Origin of the sequence: Parasphingorhabdus sp., from assembly GCF_036963705.1 — a bacterium.
Classification (GTDB): domain Bacteria; phylum Pseudomonadota; class Alphaproteobacteria; order Sphingomonadales; family Sphingomonadaceae; genus Parasphingorhabdus.
In genome coordinates this window covers 1-21,232 of sequence record NZ_JBALUT010000024.1, presented here as the reverse complement: position 1 = coordinate 21,232, position 21,232 = coordinate 1, and the positions used below count along the sequence as shown (strand labels likewise).

18 protein-coding genes and 1 pseudogene are annotated in these 21,232 nt (G+C 56.6%); 12 read left to right on the top strand and 7 right to left on the bottom strand.

The annotated features are described in order from the left end of the window. Position 1: 1 nt before the first annotated feature. Positions 2 to 214: a hypothetical protein gene (locus V7680_RS07695; RefSeq protein WP_442954991.1), complete on the bottom strand. Its 213-nt coding sequence runs from the start codon at positions 212 to 214 to the stop codon at positions 2 to 4. 161 nt (positions 215 to 375) lie between these two features. On the opposite strand from V7680_RS07695, the gene V7680_RS07690 reads away from it, so the two are divergent. Both V7680_RS07690 and V7680_RS07685 read left to right on the top strand, forming a co-directional pair. Further along, the gene (locus V7680_RS07690; protein ID WP_335652700.1) at positions 376 to 579 is read left to right on the top strand and encodes a hypothetical protein; all 204 of its coding nucleotides are present in this window, start codon (positions 376 to 378) and stop codon (positions 577 to 579) included. A 51-nt stretch (positions 580 to 630) separates the two neighbouring features. Beyond that, complete coding sequence (locus V7680_RS07685; protein ID WP_335652699.1) at positions 631 to 1,986, top strand: PQQ-dependent sugar dehydrogenase; 1,356 nt, start codon at positions 631 to 633, stop codon at positions 1,984 to 1,986. Between the two features lies 1 nt (position 1,987). Here the strand turns inward: V7680_RS07685 and V7680_RS07680 are convergent, their stop codons facing one another. Then, the gene (locus V7680_RS07680; RefSeq protein ID WP_335652698.1) at positions 1,988 to 2,818 is read right to left on the bottom strand and encodes an ATP-binding protein; all 831 of its coding nucleotides are present in this window, start codon (positions 2,816 to 2,818) and stop codon (positions 1,988 to 1,990) included. 2 nt (positions 2,819 to 2,820) lie between these two features. After that, a complete protein-coding gene (locus V7680_RS07675) occupies positions 2,821 to 4,572 on the bottom strand; it encodes an acyl-CoA dehydrogenase (protein WP_335652717.1) in 1,752 nt (583 codons plus the stop codon). 52 nt (positions 4,573 to 4,624) lie between these two features. On the opposite strand from V7680_RS07675, the gene V7680_RS07670 reads away from it, so the two are divergent. From V7680_RS07670 to V7680_RS07640, 7 genes are all read left to right on the top strand, one after another. Then, on the top strand, positions 4,625 to 5,584 hold the full coding sequence (locus V7680_RS07670) for an L-threonylcarbamoyladenylate synthase (protein ID WP_335652697.1): 960 nt from the start codon (positions 4,625 to 4,627) through the stop codon (positions 5,582 to 5,584). A 117-nt stretch (positions 5,585 to 5,701) separates the two neighbouring features. After that, a complete protein-coding gene (gene aqpZ, locus V7680_RS07665; protein WP_335652696.1) occupies positions 5,702 to 6,424 on the top strand; it encodes an aquaporin Z in 723 nt (240 codons plus the stop codon). 120 nt (positions 6,425 to 6,544) lie between these two features. After that, complete coding sequence (locus V7680_RS07660) at positions 6,545 to 7,612, top strand: efflux RND transporter periplasmic adaptor subunit (RefSeq protein ID WP_335652695.1); 1,068 nt, start codon at positions 6,545 to 6,547, stop codon at positions 7,610 to 7,612. 36 nt (positions 7,613 to 7,648) lie between these two features. Further along, complete coding sequence (locus V7680_RS07655; RefSeq protein WP_335652694.1) at positions 7,649 to 10,726, top strand: efflux RND transporter permease subunit; 3,078 nt, start codon at positions 7,649 to 7,651, stop codon at positions 10,724 to 10,726. Between the two features lie 11 nt (positions 10,727 to 10,737). Continuing rightward, the gene (msrA, locus tag V7680_RS07650) at positions 10,738 to 11,271 is read left to right on the top strand and encodes a peptide-methionine (S)-S-oxide reductase MsrA (RefSeq protein ID WP_335652693.1); all 534 of its coding nucleotides are present in this window, start codon (positions 10,738 to 10,740) and stop codon (positions 11,269 to 11,271) included. Between the two features lie 9 nt (positions 11,272 to 11,280). Then, the gene (locus V7680_RS07645; protein ID WP_335652692.1) at positions 11,281 to 12,147 is read left to right on the top strand and encodes a UTP--glucose-1-phosphate uridylyltransferase; all 867 of its coding nucleotides are present in this window, start codon (positions 11,281 to 11,283) and stop codon (positions 12,145 to 12,147) included. Between the two features lie 66 nt (positions 12,148 to 12,213). Next, complete coding sequence (locus V7680_RS07640; protein WP_335652691.1) at positions 12,214 to 12,486, top strand: DUF6726 family protein; 273 nt, start codon at positions 12,214 to 12,216, stop codon at positions 12,484 to 12,486. A gap of 1 nt (position 12,487) precedes the next feature. On the opposite strand, the gene V7680_RS07635 is transcribed toward V7680_RS07640, so the two are convergent. From V7680_RS07635 to V7680_RS07625, 3 genes are all read right to left on the bottom strand, one after another. Next, on the bottom strand, positions 12,488 to 13,504 hold the full coding sequence (locus V7680_RS07635; RefSeq protein WP_335652690.1) for a M48 family metallopeptidase: 1,017 nt from the start codon (positions 13,502 to 13,504) through the stop codon (positions 12,488 to 12,490). 9 nt (positions 13,505 to 13,513) lie between these two features. Beyond that, positions 13,514 to 14,194, bottom strand: coding sequence for a LysE family translocator (locus V7680_RS07630; RefSeq protein ID WP_335652689.1), 681 nt, complete (start codon positions 14,192 to 14,194; stop codon positions 13,514 to 13,516). 236 nt (positions 14,195 to 14,430) lie between these two features. Further along, on the bottom strand, positions 14,431 to 15,321 hold the full coding sequence (locus tag V7680_RS07625; protein ID WP_335652688.1) for a LysR family transcriptional regulator: 891 nt from the start codon (positions 15,319 to 15,321) through the stop codon (positions 14,431 to 14,433). 125 nt (positions 15,322 to 15,446) lie between these two features. Between V7680_RS07625 and V7680_RS07620 the strand changes: the two genes are divergently transcribed. From V7680_RS07620 to V7680_RS07610, 3 genes are all read left to right on the top strand, one after another. Continuing rightward, the gene (locus V7680_RS07620; protein WP_335652687.1) at positions 15,447 to 16,163 is read left to right on the top strand and encodes a pirin family protein; all 717 of its coding nucleotides are present in this window, start codon (positions 15,447 to 15,449) and stop codon (positions 16,161 to 16,163) included. 89 nt (positions 16,164 to 16,252) lie between these two features. Next, entirely contained in the window at positions 16,253 to 16,834 is a 582-nt protein-coding gene (locus tag V7680_RS07615) for an FMN-dependent NADH-azoreductase (RefSeq protein WP_335652686.1), read from the top strand. Positions 16,835 to 16,972: 138 nt separating this feature from the next. Beyond that, positions 16,973 to 17,440, top strand: coding sequence for a hypothetical protein (locus V7680_RS07610; RefSeq protein ID WP_335652685.1), 468 nt, complete (start codon positions 16,973 to 16,975; stop codon positions 17,438 to 17,440). A gap of 302 nt (positions 17,441 to 17,742) precedes the next feature. On the opposite strand, the pseudogene rpoC reads toward V7680_RS07610, so the two are convergent. Then, a pseudogene (gene rpoC, locus V7680_RS07605) lies at positions 17,743 to 21,232 on the bottom strand (DNA-directed RNA polymerase subunit beta'); the annotation flags it as partial.

The window sequence follows — 21,232 nt, the reverse complement described above, 5'->3', positions numbered from 1 at the left end:
ATCAGTGCACCGTTCCAATCGATTGATCGATCGACAGCAATACGCATAGCCGTTCCACTTGCCGCCATTTGCAATAATGGAGATGGTTGCCGAGTGAGCGACTCTTGTCCGCTCGATTGGCGGCTTCCAGGCCAGCTTCTTCGCCGTAGCTGGAAATCAACAACTCGGCGTCATTATAATGGGTGGAGTCTATAAATACGGGTAATTGCATCATAAGGCTCCTATGTCAGGAAGCGACCCTGCCTCCAATCTGAACGCCAATCAGTACAATCGACCGGTGGAAATTTCTTCAAAAGCTTAGGTTAACCGCGAGTTGACCATATGTCGGATGGTTATCTCTGGTCATGCGATGCATCCTCGTTTAGGGCATTTCTGATGAACTCTGAAACACCAAAACATGCCTCCAACTCTTCCAGTGACGGATCCGAAAACCGTCTGGGCGGCGGCGTTTTCATCGCTATCGGCGCAATCGTCGGCGTGTTCGCCGGTGGCTTTCTGGGTCAGCCGTCCGCTGGACTATTAGCCGGATTGGCGCTGGGGACAGCGGCTGCGCTAATCGTCTGGCTCAAAGGCCGCTGAACCTTTCAGACCGCGCTTGTCAGGACCTTTGACGCCATCTATTATCGCGTCATGTTGAAACATATCAGAAATGTCGCGATTCTGCTGATCGTCCTTGGCGTCGGTGCAGGATATTATTTCACCCGTGGAGATACCGCTCGCTTGCCGTTGGAGGCAACCACTGGGGTTGAACCGACGCTGACCGATGTCCGCTCGGAAAGTTTTCCGACGATCAATATCGCGAAAGCAGAACCCTGGGGCGAAGGCGAAGGGCCGGTCGCCGCTGAGGGGTTTGTGGTGGAACGCTTTGCCGAGGGGCTGGATCATCCGCGGAGCATGTTCCGCTTGCCCAATGGTGATCTACTAGTCGCCGAAACCAATAGTCCTCCACGGACCAATAAAGGTATCGAAGGCTGGGTCATGCGGAATCTGATGAGCAAGGCCGGCGCGGGCACCGAATCAGCGAACCGCATCGTTCTGCTGCGCGATAGCGACAAAGACGGTCAGGTCGACGAGCGTTTCCCGTTTCTCGAAAATCTCAACTCGCCTTTCGGCATAGAGCTGATCGAGGGCACACTCTACGTCGCCAATACCGATGCGGTCTATGCCTATCCCTATGTAGAGGGTGAAACCAAAGTCACGGCTGAAGGCCGCAAGGTCGCCAATCTTAACGCGAAAGAACCGAACAACCACTGGACGCGCGGTCTGCTCGCCAGCCAGGATGGAAAATTTCTCTACATCTCGGTTGGTTCTAACAGCAATATCGGCGAAAATGGCATGGAGACGGAAAAGCAGCGTGCCTCGATTCTGCAGGTCGAACTCGCGACCAACAAGAAGGCAATTTATGCTGCTGGGATGCGCAATCCGGTCGGCATGGCCTATCTTCCCGGCACTGACAAATTCTACACCGTGGTCAACGAGCGCGATATGCTCGGCAGCGACATGGTCCCCGACTATCTTACCGAAGTCCGTTGGGGTGCGCATTATGGCTGGCCTTGGCATTTCTGGGGCGGCTATGTCGATCCCCGGGTCGAGAAAAACCTCGATCACCGCCAATATGAGCGACGTCCGGACTATGGTCTCGGTGCGCATGTTGCCCCTCTTGGTCTCGCTTTTTCTCATGGCCAGGCGCTTGGCAAGCCATTTGCCTCCGGTGCGGTCATAGCGCGCCATGGCTCGTGGAACCGCCAGCCTTTGTCCGGCTATGATGTGGTCTATGTCAATTTCAACCTGCGCGGCGAGCCAGAAGGCAAGCCGGTCACGATCCTGAGCGGCTTTACCGATGAGGAAGAACTGGCACGCGGACGTCCTGCGATGGTCGCGTTTGACCAGACCGGTGCTTTGCTGGTCAGCGATGATGTCGGCGGGATCATTTGGCGGGTGTCCCGCAAGGATGCCGCCAAAGCCGGTGCGGCAGTGGCGAAATAGTCTAAGCTAGGGGTTTTCCGGTTCGCCCGGCTAGTTCGACAATATACTGCCACGCCACCCGGCCAGACCGGCTCCCGCGTTTTTTTGCCCATAGCAGCGCATCTTCGCGCTCGAAGATCAGGCCATGGGCCGCGGCATATCGGGTGATGATCGCCAGATAGTCATCCTGTGAAGCGGCATGAAAGCCGAGCCGCAAGCCGAAACGGTCGGACAGCGCAAGTTGGTCGTCGACCGCGTCGCGCGGATTGATCGGGTCATCCTGCTCGCTCATCTGGCGTGGAACGATGTGGCGGCGGTTTGAGGTGACATAAAGGCGGACATTGCCGGGCCGCTGGCTTGCGCCGCCTTCCAGCATCGAACGCAGCATGCGCGGTTCGCTGCTGCCCTCGGCAAATCCGATGTCGTCGATGAACAATATGAAACGGCGTTTTTCGCGCGCTAAAAGGTCAAATAGCGCGGGCAACTTTGCGAGCTGGTCTGACGCGGTCTCGACCAGAGCAATGTCTTGCCCCTGTATTTGCAAGGCTCTGACTACGGACTTGGACAATGCCGACTTCCCCATGCCCCGCGAGCCCCAGAGCAGCACATCGTGGGCGGCGTGGCCGCTGGCGTGGCGACTGCTATTGTCGAGCAGGCGAGCCTTTTGGGTATCGATGCCGGTGAGCAGATCAATGTCGATTGAATCGAATGGTTCGATCACTTTGGCGCCGGCGTCATCCCAGAAAAATGCATCACCGGCCCCCAGATCAACTGGCTGGGCAGGTGGCGGGGCAAGCCGTTCCAGCGCATCGGCGATGCGCATCAAAACCCGATTCTTGCCTTCGTCCGCCATGATCAGCCGGCCAGTTCGGCGCTGCTGAGACGATAGAGAATATCCGCTCCGCCCATTGCAGCGGCCTTGAGGCCCATGGCCTCCGGGACAATATGATCGAGATAATAGCGGGTCGTCACCAGCTTGGCGTTGAGGAATGGATCATCGCCTCCGGCGAGTTCAGCCGCCGCAATACGGTGTTGTTTCTTCATCAGCATCCCGCAAGTCGCGGTCGCCAGCATGGTCATGAATGCATAGCTGCCGGCCAGACGGTCGTCGATGGATGCATCGCCGCTGGCCATCCATCGCATGACATCGTCGCAGGCGTTAGCCAGCGCCAACAGGCTTTCGTCTTCTTTGGCCTCCGACCGGATATCGGCAATCAGCGTGGCCATCGCCTCGCCGCCATCGAGACCCAATTTGCGCCCCACCAGATCGGCTGCCTGAATACCATTGGTGCCTTCGTAAATTGGCGCGATACGGGCGTCGCGGAAATGCTGGCCTGCTCCGGTTTCCTCGATAAAACCCATGCCGCCATGGACCTGCACGCCGAGCGAGGCGACTTCGTTGCCAATGTCGGTGCCGTAACCCTTGATTAGTGGCGTGAGGATTTCGGCGCGAGACTTGGCGCCTTCGATGCCCAAGGTCGCGCGATCGACGCTCGAGGTGGCATAATAGAGCAAGGCGCGGGCGGCTTGTGTCAGGGCCTTTGACCGGAGCAGCATGCGCCGCACATCCGGATGTTCGATTATCGCTACCGGTGTCTTGTCCCCGCTGCCGGAGCGGGCGGACTGGACCCGTTCTGTGGCGAAACGGCTGGCCTGCTGGGTTGCCCGTTCGGCGATTTGCACGCCTTGCGAGCCGACGTTGATACGGGCGTTGTTCATCATCGTGAACATCGCTTTCATGCCGCCATATTCGCCGCCGATCATCTCGCCGATACACTCATTCTGTTCGCCATAAGCCATAACGCAGGTCGGCGAAGCGTGGATGCCGATCTTATGTTCGATTGATACGCAGGTTACATCATTGGGTGCGCCGGGATTGCCGTCGGCGTCGAGATGGAATTTTGGCACGATGAAAAGCGAAATTCCGCGGGTGCCTTCCGGCGCGTCCGGCGTCCGGGCGAGCACCAGATGGATGATATTGTCAGTCAGATCATGTTCGCCAAAAGTGATGTAGATCTTCTGTCCCTTGATACGGTACTTTCCGGCATGTTCACCTTCGGTGACCGGTTCGGCGGTAGCGCGCAGCGCCCCGACATCGGAACCGGCTTGCGGTTCGGTCAGATTCATTGTTCCGGTCCATGCACCTGAAATCAGATTGGGCAGATATTGCGCTTTCTGTTGGTCAGAGCCGTGGACGTGTATCGCCTCGATCGCGCCAAAACTGAGCATCGGGCAGAGAGTGAAGGCGAAATTGGCCGCGCCGCAGGTCTCGAGAATCAGCGCCGACAGTGAATAAGGCAGGCCCTGACCGCCAAATTCTTCCGGTCCGTCAATCGATGCCCAGCCGCCTTCGATAAATTGCGCATAGGCCTGTTTGAACCCTTCGGGCATCGTGACCTTTCCGTCATTCCATTTTGCACCGACGGTGTCGCCAACCCGGTTGATGGGCGCGAACTCGCCTGCGGCAAACTGGCCGATACCTTCGACAATGGCCTCGACCATATCGTCGCTCGCTCCGGAAAAGCGATCATGCTCAGCCAGTTCGCCGATGTCGGCGATATGTTTGAGGACAAAATTCTGTTCGCGACCGGGGGCTGTAAAACTCATGAAATTGCTATCCGTTGTTGCCTGATTTTCCGCAGCGCTATAGCGCAGGGTCATGTCCGGCTCAAATGATCATATTGGCGAGCAAGCGCGCCGCTACGGCACTGCAACGATTGCCGACGCTGTGGCGCGGTTGCGCGAAGGTGGGCTGGTAGCTGTGCCGACCGAAACCGTCTATGGGCTGGCCGCCGATTCGACCAATGCCTCCGCTGTGGCGGAAATATACCGGACCAAGGGCCGCCCCGACTTCAATCCACTGATCGTCCATGTTCCGGATCTGGAAACAGCCAGGAAACTCGGGGAATTTGGTGATCTTGCGGTCGGGTTCGCCGAGACCCTTTGGCCGGGACCGTTGACGCTGGTCGTACACAAGACCGATAATTGTCCGGTCGCAGCTGCGGTAACCGCCGGCCTTGATACGATAGCGTTGCGCTGCCCCGCTCATCCGGTGATGCGCGAATTGCTGATAGAGTCAGGTCTGTTTCTCGCCGCTCCATCCGCCAATCGCAGCGGTGGGATCAGTCCGACCACTGCTGTTCATGTCGCGCGCAGTCTCGGAGACGGTGCGCCCATGATCCTGGACGGTGGTCCGTGCGAAAAGGGTATTGAGTCCACGATTGTTGCGGTTGGTGACGAAGATTACCGGATATTGCGACCGGGTCCGGTGACACAGGCCCAACTGGAGCGAATTGCCGGTGAACCACCGACTATCGCCAATACCGGAAAAATCGAAGCACCGGGACAATTGGCGTCGCATTACGCGCCTTCGAAACCGCTTCGTCTCAATGCACGAACGGCCGATGCCAACGAATATCATATCGGTTTCGGACTAGTGGCTGGGGACTGCAACCTGTCACCGCGTTCGGATTTGGCTGAAGCCGCCAGTCTCCTATTCGCCGCGCTTCACGATGGCGATGCGAGCGGTAAGCACAAAATTGCCGTAGCTCCCGTTCCTGAAACCGGAATTGGGGTCGCTCTGAATGATCGTCTCCGTCGTGCAGCAACGCCCGAATAGCAGGCCGTTTACATAGTATTACAGGTCATCGTCTTGGAGACGCTGCCGGATTGCAGTATAGTCAAAACGATCAGCGCTGAAGGTCGCTGCAAAAACCTACGGGGCGGGAGGATTATTATGACAACGGTGCAAAAATCTTTGGCTGAATTTCTTGGAACATTCTGGCTTGTCTTTGGCGGATGTGGCAGTGCGGTGATATCTGCAGCCTTCCCCGAAGTCGGAATTGGTCTTTTGGGAGTTTCTCTGGCTTTTGGTCTGACTGTTGTCACCATGGCTTATGCCATTGGCCATATCAGCGGATGCCATCTTAACCCAGCAGTGACCATCGGTCTTTGGATCGGCGGACGATTCCCGGCTGATGAAATCCCGGTCTATATCATTGCGCAAGTCATGGGTGCGATTGCCGCGTCCGTCGCGCTCTATCTGATTGTCTCAGGCAATGCGGATTATGATATTGCTGTGAACGGTCTGGCCTCTAATGGGGTTGGAGAGCATTCTCCCGGCGGTTATGCATTGGTTTCCGGCATCGCGATTGAAATATTGCTGACTTTCTTTTTTCTGATGATCATATTGGGTGCGACAGATGGTCGGGCACCAGCCGGTTTTGCGCCCTTGGCAATTGGCTTGGGGCTGACGCTGATCCATCTTATCAGCATCCCGGTAACCAACACCTCGGTCAATCCAGCTAGAAGCACCGGACCCGCCTTGATCGAAGGCGGCATTGCCTTGTCGCAGCTTTGGGTTTTCTGGGTGGCGCCTGTTGCGGGGGCGATGTTGGCAGGAATAGTCTACAAGATCATGGGTGGTTCCGGCCAAGAGATCGTCGGCACGGAAAGCTGATACTGGCTCTATAATATCACAACTGAAGGGCCGGGTTTCACAATCCGGCCCTTTTTGTTTTCATTTCGCAATTTTCTATTGGTCCAGCCCGGATAGCCACCTAAGAAGAGACTATTAGGGGTGGTAGTTCGCAATATGGCGCTTGGCAGGACAATAATATCGATTTTTATCGGTCTGGTTTCATTGACCGGATGCAGCCTCAGCGAAGAGGCGGAAAAGCCTCAATCAAATGGCCCGATTCCGGCAGCGGTTACCACGGTCCAGCCGGCTAGCGAAAATGAACTGATTGTTGCTGCCGGCACCGTCCGCTTGCGCCGCGAAACATCGCTGGGTTTTACCACTGCGGGCAAAGTCGCTTCGGTCCGGTTCGAAGAAGGTGACCGGGTGAAACGCGGCGCAGTTCTCGCCGCTCTCGACAATAGCAATGTCGCAGCAGACCTCGGTGCAGCGCGGGCCGAGCGTGATCGTGCAGAATCCGAATTCGGCCGTATCGAAACACTGTTCAAGGACGGCTGGGTGACCAAAGCCCGGCTCGAGCAGTCCGAAGCAGCCGCGCGGGCGGCCCGGGCGCGAATCCAGTCAACAGAATTTGCCAGCCGCACCTCATCTATTGTTGCTCCGGGCAATGGAATAATCCTCGCCCGCAATATCGATGCGGGGCAAATCGTCGCAGCGGGCACGCCCGCATTGGTACTCGGAGAGATCGACAAAGGCTTTGTCCTGCGCGTCCCGATGACCGATGCCGACGCCGCTCGGGTGCGCGTCGGCATGCCTGCCAAGGTCTTGATTTCCGCCATTTCGGATCTGCCGATTGACGCGGTGGTAAGCGAAAAGGACGCGCGTGCGGACGAGCGCACCGGGACCTTCGAAGTCAGCTTCTTGCTCCCCGGCAACGACCGCCTGCGTTCGGGGCAACTCGGCAAGGTCGAAGTCGAAGTGTCGCGCGCATCTTCGGAGACCTTTGCCATTCCGGCCAATGCGATATTCGGCGTTCGCACCGGCGAAGGCTTGGTATTTGTGGTCGATGCCAAAAATCGGGTGAAACAACGTAATGTCAGCATCGGCAAGCTGACCGACAAAAATCTCGAAGTCCTGAGTGGCTTGGTGGAAGGCGACGTCATCGTGACCCGCGGCGTGGAGAAGTTGCGGGACGGAGACCTGATAAAACCGATTCGGGCCGTGAAATGATCGCCGTGAAATATCAGAAGGATCCTCCGGTCTGATATGCTTGCCCAGTTCGTCATCTCCCGCTGGCAACTCAGCCTCGTGCTTTTCATCCTGCTCGTCGTGCTGGGCATCAGTGCACTGGTCAATATTCCCAAGGCGGTCGACGCCCATTTCCCGATACCTGCGGTCAACATCATTGCAATCCAGCCTGGAGCGGATGCCCAGGAGATGGAAGAAACGGTCGCCAAGCCGATTGAAGAAGTCGTCCAGGGCCTCGATGATATCGTCGAAGTACAATCTACAAGTACCGATGGCGGAACCGTCATCAATGTTGAATTCAGCGAATGGTCGGGCGACGTTGACGGCTATTTCGATGACGTGGTCCGCGCGGTATCCGCGATCCGCGACCAGCTTCCTGAAGACTTGCAGAGGCTCGAATATCGCAAGATCCGGACCACCGAAGCGGCCGTCATGCAGGTCGCTCTGATCAGTGATACCGCTTCGTGGCGGCGGATGGAAAAATATGCCGATGATATGGTCGATGTCTTCACCCGCAATCCCGGCACGCGGGAAGCCCGGATTTTCGGGCTTCCACGACCCGAGGTCAGCGTCGCGGTCGACACTGATCGTCTGTCCGAACTGCGGGTTCCGGCCAGTGCGATTGCCGATGTGGTCCGCCAGGGCGGAGCGGACCTGCCGGGTGGTGCGGTGCAGAGCGGAGAGCGCAGGCTGAACGTCGAAGCCGGTGGTGCCTTTCGAGATCTCGATACCATTCGCGGATTGCCGCTGCGGGCATCCGACGGTTCGCTTTTGACGGTTGGCGATGTCGCGGAGGTTGGCTGGGGGGCCGAGGAACAGATTTACCGAACCCGTCATAATGGCAAGCGCGCGGTGTTTCTTACAGTGACCCAGAAAGACGGTGTCGATGTCACGCGCCTGAAAGAAGAGCTCGATGTCGAACTGGAACGGCAGCGGTCGATCCTGCCGCCGGACATCAAGCTGGTCATGCAATTCGATCAGAGCCGCGACGTAAAGCGGCGATTGAGCGAACTGGCTCGCGACTTCACGATTGCCATCGCGCTGGTCATCTTCACGCTGCTTCCGCTTGGTTTTCGATCCTCTGCGATCGTCATGATCTCGATCCCGCTGTCGCTCGCCTCGGGCCTGCTGGTCCTTTACGCGATGGGATATAATCTTAGCCAGCTCTCGATTGCAGGTTTCATTGTTTCGCTGGGGTTGCTGGTCGACGACAGCATCGTGGTGACCGAAAATATTGCCCGACATTTGCGAATGGGCAAGACGCGAACCCAGGCAGCGATCGAAGCCAGTCTCGAAATCCGGGCGGCGGTCATTGGCTCTACGGCGGTTCTGGTGCTGGCATTTGTGCCCTTGCTGTTTCTGCCCGGTGGTGCCGGTTCCTACACCAGATCCTTCTTCATCGCGATTATCGCGACAGTGCTGGCCTCGTTGCTGATTTCGCTGTCGGTCATTCCGTTTCTCGCCAGTCGCATATTGCGGCGCGATGAAAATCCGGAAGGCAATCCGGCGCTGCGTTGGGTGAACGACAAGATCCAGCGATTTTACCGGCCGTTTCTGCACATTGCTTTGGGTGCGCCGGTCAAGACGGTGGTGCTGGCAATGGCTTTGTGCCTGTCGGCTTTCGCGCTGGTCCCGGTTCTTGGCTTTTCGCTTTTTCCTTTTGCTGACGCGCCCTATTTCCGGGTCTCGGTCGAAGCGGAACAAGGCAGTAGCCTCGATCGCACCGATAAGATCGTAGCCGAGGTGACCAAAGTTCTGGAAACCGAACCGAGCATTAAAGTACGCGCGGAAAATATCGGCAACGGCAATCCGCAGGTTTTTTACAATGTCGGTCCCCGCGCCGAGCGCACCAACTATGGCGAAGTGCTCGCGGTGATGGACGAGTGGGACACGCGCAAAGGTCCGGAGATGATCGACAGGTTGCGCAAACAGCTTGATCAGATTGCCGGTGCGCGGGTGAAGATCGAACTGTTCCAGAACGGCACCCCGGTGGAAGCGCCGATCGTCATCCGAGTAGCCGGGCCTGAACTGGACAAGCTCAAGGAATTGTCCGGCAAAGTGGCTGATGTGTTGCGCCAGACGCCTGGCGCTCGCGATATCGTAAATCCGGTCGATACCGACAAGATCGATCTGGATATCGGTCTTGATGAACAGAAAGCGGCGCTGCTCAATATTCCCTCGGGCGCACCGCGCCGCGCGATCAGGTTGGCGATCAGCGGTGAACGGGCGGCATTTTTCCGGGATCAGGAAGGGGACAATTATCCGGTGATCGTCCGCTATCCGTTTGTGGACAATCTTCCGATATCGGTACTCGACAAGGTCTATGTCGCTACCCGCTCCGGCGATCCCGTGCCGCTGTCGCAAATAACCGATCCCAAGCTGACCAATGTGACGCCCCAAATCCAGCGCTACCAGCTGCAAAGAACGGTATTGGTCACCGCCCAAGTCGATTTTGGTGAAATACCGTCAACGATTAACGATCGCGCGGTCGAGAAGCTCGAGCAGATCGATTTCCCGGAAGGATATAAATGGTCGATTGGCGGAGAATCGGAAGCCATTGGTGAAACCTTCGGTAATTTTGGTCCGCTGATCATCACCGCAATCATGCTGATTTTTGCGATTCTTGTGGCCGAGTTTCGGCGGTTCCGCGAGACGATCGTGGTAGCGGGCGTCATTCCTCTCGGCACATTTGGCGGCATACTCGCCCTGTTCATCACCGGCAATTCGCTAAGTGTCATGGCGATTATCGGGTTCATCGCACTGATCGGGATTGAAATCAAAAACTCGATATTGCTGGTCGATTTTACCGCCCAATTGCGGGCCCAGGGCATGGATCTTCGGGAAGCCATCGAGAAGGCTGGCGAGGTCCGTTTCCTGCCTGTACTGCTGACTTCGATAACCGCAATCGGCGGCCTTACCCCGCTCGCATTCTGGGGTGGAGCGCTATATGCGCCGCTGGCGGTCATCATCATCGGGGGCCTGATCAGTTCGACCCTCTTGTCTCGCGTGGTTACACCCGCCATGTATCTGTTGGTCGCTATGCGCGATGAAAAGAACAAAGACATCAATAGCGGGGGCGTCGTCGCCTCTGCGTAAAAGGAGTTTACATGGCACAGCAGGAAGCCATTTTTGCCGGAGGTTGTTTTTGGTGCACCGAGGCGGTGTTCAACGATATCGCCGGGGTTAGTTCGGTCGAAAGCGGCTATATTGGCGGCGAGAACCCCGATCCGACTTATCGCGAGGTTTGTTCGGGTACGACCGGCCATGCCGAAGCGATCAAGGTCAGATTTGACGATGCGGTGGTCAGCTATTCTCTCCTCCTCGACATCTTCTTCGCAACCCACGATCCGACCCAGCTCAATCGCCAGGGCAATGACGTCGGCACCCAATATCGTTCGGCCATTTTTCCGCTGGACGACGAACAGCGCGCCGAGGCGGAAAATGCTATGATGCGTGCCGGAGAGGGGCGTTCCGAAACGATCGTGACCACGATCGAAGGACCGGCTCCATGGTATGTCGCGGAAGATTATCATCAACAATATTGGGCGGACGAAGGGCGTAGCAACCCTTATTGTGTGGCGACCATCCCGCCGAAATTGCAGAAATTGCGGACCAGCTTCGCGGACAAGCTCAAGGACTAGACCAGACCGATGAAACCGATCAGAAAAGCCGTTTTTCCCGTTGCGGGCATGGGAACCCGCTTCCTGCCAGCGACCAAGGTGATGCCCAAGGAACTTTTCCCGATCGTAGATCGGCCGCTGCTCCAATATGCTGTCGATGAAGCACTCGAAGCTGGAATCGAGCAGATGATCTTCGTCACCGGGCGCGGCAAGGGCATGATCGAGGATCATTTCGACATGGCCTACGAACTGGAGCACACGATGGCGGATCGATCGAAAGACCGGTCGGTTCTTGAAGGAACCCGTCTCCGCCCGGGCGACTGCGTTTTCGTTCGGCAACAGGAACCGCTTGGCCTCGGCCACGCTATCTGGTGCGCGCGGGACATCATCGGCGACGAGCCGTTCGCGATTTTCCTGCCAGATGAATTCATGGTCGGTTCTCCCGGCTGCATGACCCAGATGGTCAGCGCTTACGAAAAGCTTGGCGGCAATATCGTTTGCGCGCTGGAGATTCCGTTCGAGGACACACCTTCTTATGGTGTGATCGATCCCGGCAAACGCGACGGGCCGATAACCGAGGTCAAAGGTCTGGTGGAGAAGCCCCCTGCAGGCACCGCGCCATCCAATCTGATCCTGCCGGGCCGCTATATCCTGCAGCCCGAAGTGATGCGGATATTGGAAACCCAGGCAGCGGGGGCTGGCGGGGAAATCCAGCTGACCGATGCTATGGCGCAGATGATCGGCCAGCAACCGTTTCATGGCATGACCTTTGACGGCAAGCGCTATGACTGCGGGTCGAAGCAGGGCTATGTCGAAGCCAATCTGGCGCTGGCGCTGGCTCATCCCGAAATTGGCTCAGAAATCCGGACGATGGCCGAGAGGTTGCTCGCCGAATGATGCACCACTCCTTCATTCATCCGGACTTCAGCATATTGGCTGTACATGAAATCTGAGGAGTTTTGCATGCGCGTATATTCCATCCTTTCTCTTGTTCTGGTCCCTTCGCTATTGTCTGGCTGCGTCGCCAGCAAGATTGTCACGGCGCCGTTTCGGGCGGCTGGTACGGTGGTCGAGACGGCGGTCGACGCTACCACCCAGACCCAGTCCGAACGGGAAGAGGACCTGGGCAGACAGGTTCTCGCCGAGCGGAAAAAGCAGCGGGACCTTTGCCTGGACGAAGCGCAAAACAAGCAAGAACGTCGCAATTGCAAGGACGCTTACAAACGGGACGATTGAGTCAGTCTTGTCCGGTCAGCAGCGGCGGTGCAAGCTTGCCATCGACCGGAACAGCCGCGCCCATTTGCGCTATTTCCTCTTCGAATAATTGCACCCGTTTCTTCCAGCGATAATGGGTAGAGGCAGAGAAAATCCCTTTGCCATGCTCCATGCCGTAACGGGTCCAGAAGCGGATCGCGGCCTGTGGATCATAGCCGGCATTGGTCATCAGCCAGACCGATAGCCGGTCCGCCTCGATCTCTGCGGCCTTGATCTGGCCAGCACTCTCGCCGAACTGTCCAAAAAATCCGCGATTGACGTTTTTTGCGTCAAGTTCGTCGCGGTGTTTCAGTAGATTATGGGCCAGTTCGTGCGCAACAACGGCGGCAAATTCGTCGTCAGTCAGAAAATATTCTGCGAGCCGCGAGGAAACGCTTACCAGCTTGCCATCGGCGCTGGCACTCCTGTCAGCGCTGACCCGGATCTGGAATTGACTTGGACATGTCATAGCTGCAGCGACCGGAATAGTCTGGTTCATACCGCCTCGCGATATGGTCAATTCGACATTGCGCTGCGCTAGCGCCTGTTCAATCATCTGATTGATTGCCGCGACCCTGCGATAGGGGGGAGGCTCGTTGGCCAGATCGGGACCATCGACCGCAATTTCCTCGACGGCCATGGTGTTGATTGCCAGCAAGGTGTCCCCTGGTGACAATTTTGCGCTTTCGGCCGGACTGTCGGGAGCGACAGCAGTGATCCCAATGGGACCGCTGAATCCGAGCGCGAAACGGGCGGTTTCCTGATCGACATATTGGGCAACATCATTCAGCAGCAGGCCGGTTCGGGCGGCTTTCTGATCGCAATAAGGTGCATTGGCATCGACCAGCCGATAACCGATGGCGTTCAGCCGGTGGTCAAGCAGCTGCAGGTTCTTTAGCGCCAGAATCATCTCGGCCTTGAATCCGGCATCAGGTTCCTCCTGTGCGGACAGCGGCGCTGCCAAGGTCAGGGCCAGCAGGGTGAACCAGATTCTAGTCATGATTTCCATCTAGCCTATCGCTCCTGTCGGCAAGTTGAACGCGGTCTGCACGGCACCGTCGGAGAGATTCCACCAGGCCAATATCAGCGCTGCACCGGTTAACACGATTGCGGCAATCTTTTGAAAAATGATTTGTGCCTGATCGGCATTGCCGAAACTGCGCGCTCTGGACGCCAGCGCGGCGTAAAAGGTGAGGCCGGACGTTTCCGTGAAAATGGTCAATATCGCCAATATCAGGAATTGCAGCATCAGATTTCCCGAGGGGTCGATAAACGGGGGAATGATGGCGGTGTAGAATAGCAAAGCCTTGGGGTTGGACATGTGCACTGCCAAGCCGTTGAGAAATCCTTTTTTGAAGCTGGCGCTCCTGGCCGATTGATTGGCAAGTCTGCTGGTCCCGCCCCTGAGCATCTGAAATCCCATCCAGAGGAGATAGGCGACGCCGATCCAGCGGAGGACTGCATAAGCGGTCGGTACGGCCTGTATCAGCGCGACAAGCCCGAAAGCGGTCAGCGCATACCAAATAAAATTCCCGACATTCACGCCCATGATCGGCCCGAGCGCGCCGCGCATTCCTCCTCTGGGCCCCAGTGGCAATGCATGGCTGACGGTGACCATGGTGGCTGGCCCCGGAGTGAAGCAAAACATCAGGTCAGTGATCAGAAACAGAAATATGGTTTCGAGCGGCATTAATATTCGGACCTGTTTTGCTGACGAACTTTACAGACTTTACAGTGTTAGAGAAAAAATTCCGGTCCTTCGATTTTAGCCAGAAACTCGCCGTCCCAACCACCCTGAATGTTCCTCGGGAAGAAGTCTATCGCTATTGATTCTGATCAAAATCTCATTGGACATCCATGAAAGATACAAAATCCCGGCAGTGTAGGACAGGGAAATGGCGGCATCAATGCTCCACCTGTACTCAGCTAGCGCAAATTCTCTTTGAGAAAGTCCACCAGTGCATCGACGCGGGCCGGACGCAAGCGGGATGGGGGCATGACGATATTGAGAGCGATATCACCCATGTGCCAGTCCGGCAGAATGTTGCTCAGGTCGCCCGCATCCAGTGCCTTTTGACACAGAAAGTCAGGCAAATATCCGATGCCCCGGCCAGCGACGAGTGCAGGCAGCATGACATCGCCGTTGTTGCTCTGGAACCGGCACTTGGGGCGAACGTTCGTCGTCTGGCCTTTTTCGTCCGTGACGAGCCAGACTTCGGGTGTGAGGGTGTTGGAATATATGAAGCAATCGTGATCGCTCAGGTCAGCCGGTATTTTCGGTCGGCCCCTGCGTTCGAGATAGCTTGGGGCCGCGATGAAATAACCCTCCATTTTACGAAGCTTGATTGCCCTCAGGCTGCTGTCGGGAAGCGCGCCGATGCGGATGGCGCAATCAAACCCGTCCTCGATAAGATCGACTCGCGCATCGTTCAATTGGAGATCGACGGTGATCTCCGGAAATGCGCACATGAAATCCGCGATCACCGGCGCGAGGTGCGAAAGTCCATAGCTTAGAGGCGCAGCCAGGCGGACTCGACCGTTGAGCAGATGTGTGGTGTCGCGCGCAGCCTCCATCGCCGCTTCGCCGTCTAGTGCAATTTGCTGGGCGTGTTGCAATAGCGATTTGCCAGCGGTCGACAGGGAAATTTTGCGCGACGTGCGGTGGAACAAAACCGTGCCGAGGGACTGTTCCAACCGCGAGATCGCTTTCGAGATGGTCGGTTTGGAGAGAGCCAGTTCATGAGCGGCAGCAGTGAAGCTCCCCAGTCGGGCTACCTCGGCAAAAATTGCCCATGCTTCATAATCAGGTAAGGCCATAGGCGATCATTAGATAATATTTGGAAACAATCAAATTCCAAATTGTCTATTTTGGAAACACATAAGCCATTCTATCTCCATCTCAAGCAGAGCGGAAGCAACACCGCTTGAGATGGAGAAAGACAATGATCGAGAAACGCACATTCAACGACCTGGCCCATGTTGATCATCACTGGTTGCAGGCCCGCCATCATTTTTCCTTTGGCAAATATTGGGACCCCGCCCGCATGGGCTTTGGTCCGATCCGGGTATGGAATGATGACGAGATCAAACCGAAAACCGGATTTCCGATGCACGGCCATCAGGACATGGAAATCATCACCTATGTCCGTGAAGGGGCCATTACCCATCGCGACAATATGGGCAACGAGGGTCGCACCGAGGCTGGCGACGTTCAGGTGATGAGCGCCGGCACCGGCGTGATGCACAGCGAATATAATCTGGAGGACGAGCGGACCCGCTTGTTCCAGATCTGGATTGAGCCGCGTGCTGCCGGTGGCGCTCCTCGCTGGGACGCGAAAGCTTTCCCCAAGGGCGATCGTGCCGGCCAGCTGGAAATACTCGCCAGCGGCTTTGACGAAGACATCAACAATGGTGCGTTGATGATCAGAGCGGACGCGCGACTTTATGGCGCTACGCTGACCGCTGGAACCACAGTCGAGCATCAGATTGCCGATGGTACCCATGTCTATCTGGTCGGTTCTGCCGGTCAGGTGAGGGTAAATGGCGAACTGGTTAGCACACGGGATTCTCTGGCGATCAGGGATATAACGACGCTGCAAATCGAAGCTGTCGACGATGCCGAATTTGTCTTTGTCGAAGCATGGGAGTCGCAGAACTGACACCCGCTAGCGAAGGGACGCTCGCCTCTCCCTTTAGAGCGAGCGTTCCTTCAATCCCTCTCACCAATCCCAGATCATAGGAAAAACTAATGACCGATACAAAAAACATCCTCCGCATCGATGCGAGCGCCCGCAAAGCCGGTTCATCATCTCGCGCCTTGACCGATGCTCTCATTCAACGGCTTGCGCCGGATGATATTGTGATCCGCGATCTCGCCGTAGCCTTACCCTTTGTGACGGAAACTTGGGTTGGCGCCAACTTTATCGACGAAGCTGAGCGGGACGACGCACAAAAAGCGGAACTCGCCGTGTCCGATACGCTGGTGGCAGAGCTGTTTGCTGCCGATATATTGGTGATCGGCACGCCGATCTATAATTTTGGTATTCCTGCGGCGCTGAAGGCGTGGATTGATATGGTGGCCCGGGCTCGCAAGACTTTCCAATATACCGGCAACGGTCCGGAAGGGCTGCTGACGGGCAAGAAAGCCTATATCCTGGTGGCTTCGGGCGGTACTGCAATCGGGAGCGATCTAGACTTCGCCACGGGTTATTTGCGCCATGTGCTCGGATTTATCGGGATCACCGACGTCACCTTCATCGCTGCAGACCAGCAGATGATGAAGGGAGAGGCGGCGGTTGAATCGGCCTTGCAGGAAATAGCGGCAGCCTAGGATATTCCCACAATCTGCGCATGAAATGCCCGCCGGAACAACGCGGCGGGCATTTCCTATTTGGGTTATTGACCTGTTATAGGAACACATAAGGCGCAGCGGCAGTAGGCCGCTCAGCAGGGCGTCAACGGCCAGAACGTGACGCGGGCCAATTTCGATGATGGTTCTTATCGGAAAACCGGCCACGGTCACTGGGCCGAGTATAACAAAAATGGCGCCGGGAACCCTAACCTCACCGAAACCGGGCGCGACAAATGGTCGGCCTATCTCGACGACCGGTCCGATCTCTACCGGATTAACTCGTTTTCGCGGCAGCAAGTACGGTCACCGGTGCCCCGGCCATCGCCGCGTCCTCCACCTCGTCCAGCGAGCGATAAGCGCAATATCAATGCCGGACCGATTTGGAACCAGCGGGATGCGAAAACCAAATCGGTCCGGCCATGGCCGCCTCTGAAAGGGGCAATGGACCGGCCAGTGGCGGACCACGGTGCAGGGCAGAATGTCGGTCTGCGAAATGGAATTCTGGAAGAAAGAAGCATTGGTAACCGTCCTCTGAAGCACAAACAAAAAGCCCCGCTGGATCATCTCCAGCGGGGCTTTTTTTAAGCCGTTTCAGACGGAGAAGCTTATGCTTCCTTGTCTTCGTCGGACTGAGCCGCTTCGGTGTCGCTTTCTTCGATGCCTTCACCCATGGTTTTTGCCATATGTGAATCGCCCGTTGCAGCTTCTTCACCTTGCGCCAGTTCGGCAGCATGCTGTTCTTCGGCGCTATCCGCAGCAATCAAGGCTTCGGTTACCGCTGCTTCGGACTCTTCGATCGGTGCTTCGGTAGCCGCTACTTCGGCTTCCGCAGCTGGAGCAGAGAAGACGTCATCGGCGCTTGGCTCGGCTGCAACCGGAGCAGCAGCTTTCGCTACTTCTGCCGCTTTCAGCTCTGCTGCTGCCTGGATCGCGTCGAGCATTTTCTGCTGTTGCGCCCGCAAGGCCGCATCGCGACTGGTTGCGGCGATACGCGCACGGTTCATGCCCGCTCCGGTACCTGCCGGGATCAAACGACCAACGATCACATTCTCTTTGAGACCGATCAGCTGATCCTTCTTGCCCTCGACAGCCGCCTGGGTAAGCACCCTGGTGGTTTCCTGGAAAGAGGCAGCAGAGATGAAGCTACGGGTCTGCAAGCTCGCCTTGGTGATACCGAGGAGAACGGGCTTACCGGCAGCAGGTTCCTGCTTTTTGGTCAGCTTGGCGTTATATTCCAGCATCTCTTCGAGATCGAGCTGCTCGCCTGGAAGAAGCGTGGTGTCGCCGCCATTGGTGATTTCAACTTTCTGCAGCATCTGACGAACGATCGTCTCGATATGCTTATCGTTGATTTTCACGCCCTGCAGACGATAGACTTCCTGAATTTCCGAAACGAGATATTCGGCCAGAGCTTCAACCCCGAGAACTTCAAGAATGTCATGCGGATCCGGAGAACCGGAGACCAGATTGTCGCCCTTCTTGACGAAATCGCCTTCCTGAACGTCGATGACTTTCGTCTTCGGCACCAGATATTCGACTGGTTCTCCCTCTTCGGGAACAATCGCGATCTTGCGCTTCGCTTTATAGTCGCGAACAAATTCAATCCGGCCATCGATTTTCGCGATGATCGAATTATCCTTTGGAATACGCGCTTCGAACAGTTCGGCCACACGTGGCAGACCACCCGTAATATCGCGAGTTTTCGCAGCTTCGCGAGAGACACGTGCGAGTACGTCACCGGCGACAACCTTCTGACCGTCTTCGACCGACAGCGTAGCGCCGTTGGCCAGCAGATAGCGACCGGTTTCGCCGCTGTTTTCGTCGAGCAAAGTCATGCGTGGACGAAGGTCTTCCTTGTTCGCGCCGCGACCCGAAGCCCGATATTCGGTGATCACACGCTGTGCGATACCGGTGGCTTCATCGGTCTGCTCGGTCATCGTCTTGCCTTCGATGACGTCCTGATATTTGATGACACCCGGTTTCTCGGTGATCATCGGCATCGTGAACGGATCCCATTCGGCCAGACGATCGCCGAGGTGAACCACCGCGCCATCCTTGATCAGCACGCTGGTACCATAAGGCACCTTATCGGCAGAACGTTCGCGACCGTCATTGTCGATCACGGCGATAACACCGCTACGCGCCAAGGACAGGAAGCGGCCATTCTTGTCTTCGATGACCGGCATGTCGCGATATTCGACCTTACCTTCTGCCACCGATTCCAGATTGGACTGCTCGTTGAGCTGCGCCGCGCCGCCGATGTGGAAGGTCCGCATCGTTAGCTGCGTGCCTGGCTCACCGATCGACTGAGCCGCGATAACGCCAACCGCTTCACCGATATTCACCGGTGTACCGCGAGCAAGATCACGACCGTAGCAGGTACCGCATACGCCCATTTTGGATTCGCAAACCAGTGGCGAACGAATACGCGCGGACTGGATGCCGAGCTCTTCGATCACGACGATGGCCGCTTCGTCCAGCAACGTGCCGGACTTGATCACAACGCTGTCGTCTTTGCTGTCGATAATATCTTCAGCCATGGTCCGGCCGAGGATACGTTCGCCAAGCGATGCGATAACCGAACCGCCCTGGACGATGGCTTTCATCTCCAGCGCATTTTCGGTGCCGCAATCATTTTCGACAATCGTACAATCCTGCGAAACGTCAACCAGACGACGCGTCAGATAACCCGAGTTGGCTGTTTTCAACGCCGTATCCGCAAGACCCTTACGAGCCCCGTGGGTGGAGTTGAAATATTCAAGAACCGTCAGGCCTTCTTTAAAGTTCGAGATAATCGGTGTTTCAATAATCTCGCCCGAAGGTTTCGCCATCAGACCGCGCATACCGCCCAGCTGTTTCATCTGTGCTGGCGAACCACGCGCACCGGAGTGGCTCATCATGTAGATCGCGTTAATCTCGCGCTCGCGGCCATGTTCGTCCTCTGGCGTCGCAGCCAGCTCGTCCATCATCGCGTTCGCAACCGTGTCACCACAGCGGGACCAGGCGTCGATCACCTTGTTGTATTTTTCCTGCTGGGTGATCAGACCATCTTGATATTGCTGCTCATAGTCAGCAACCTGCTCGCGGGTAGCGGCGACGGTAGCATCCTTGGAGTCCGGAATGATCATGTCATCCTTACCGAAGGAGATACCGGCACGACAAGCGTGGCGGAAGCCAAGACCCATGATCGCATCGGCGAACAGGACCGTGTCTTTCTGACCGGTGTGACGATAGACTTGGTCAATCACGTCGCCGACTTCTTTCTTGGTCAGCAAGCGGTTGACGATGTCGAACGGCACCAGGTGCGATTTCGGCAGACATTCGGCGATCAGCAGACGGCCAGGTGTGGTGTCGAAACGTTTGAGGATCGGCTTGCCGTCTTCATCGGTTTGCGGAACCCGCGTGGTGATCTTGGAGTGCAAGGTCACGGCGCCAATTTCCAGTGCCTGATGCACTTCGGCCATATCGGCAAGCAACATGCCTTCGCCTGGCTCGCCCTTACGATCCATTGTCAGATAATAGATGCCGAGAACCATATCCTGCGAAGGAACGATGATCGGCTTACCATTTGCTGGCGAGAGGATGTTGTTGGTCGACATCATCAAGACCCGCGCTTCCAGCTGGGCTTCGAGACTCAGTGGAACGTGGACCGCCATTTGGTCGCCGTCAAAGTCGGCGTTAAAGGCGGAACAGACCAGCGGGTGAAGCTGGATAGCCTTGCCCTCGATCAATACCGGTTCAAACGCCTGGATGCCCAAACGGTGAAGCGTTGGTGCGCGGTTCAGCATCACGGGATGCTCGCGGATCACGTCTTCGAGAATATCCCAGACTTCCTTGCGCTCTTTTTCGACCCATTTCTTGGCCTGCTTGAGCGTCATCGAAAGACCCTTGGCATCGAGGCGCGCGTAGATGAATGGCTTGAACAGTTCCAAGGCCATTTTCTTCGGCAGACCACATTGATGCAATTTCAGTTCCGGACCGGTTACGATAACCGAACGACCGGAATAATCGACGCGCTTGCCGAGAAGGTTCTGGCGGAAACGGCCCTGTTTACCCTTGAGCATGTCGGACAAGGATTTCAGCGGGCGTTTGTTCGCACCGGTGATGGTCCGGCCACGACGACCATTGTCAAACAGCGCATCGACCGATTCCTGAAGCATACGCTTCTCGTTGCGGACGATGATGTCCGGAGCGCGCAATTCCATCAGGCGTTTCAAACGGTTGTTCCGGTTGATCACGCGGCGATAGAGATCGTTGAGATCGGAGGTCGCGAAGCGGCCGCCATCCAGAGGCACCAGTGGGCGCAGTTCGGGTGGAATCACAGGAATGATTTCGAGGATCATCCATTCCGGCTTGTTGCCGGAGTCGATGAAGGTT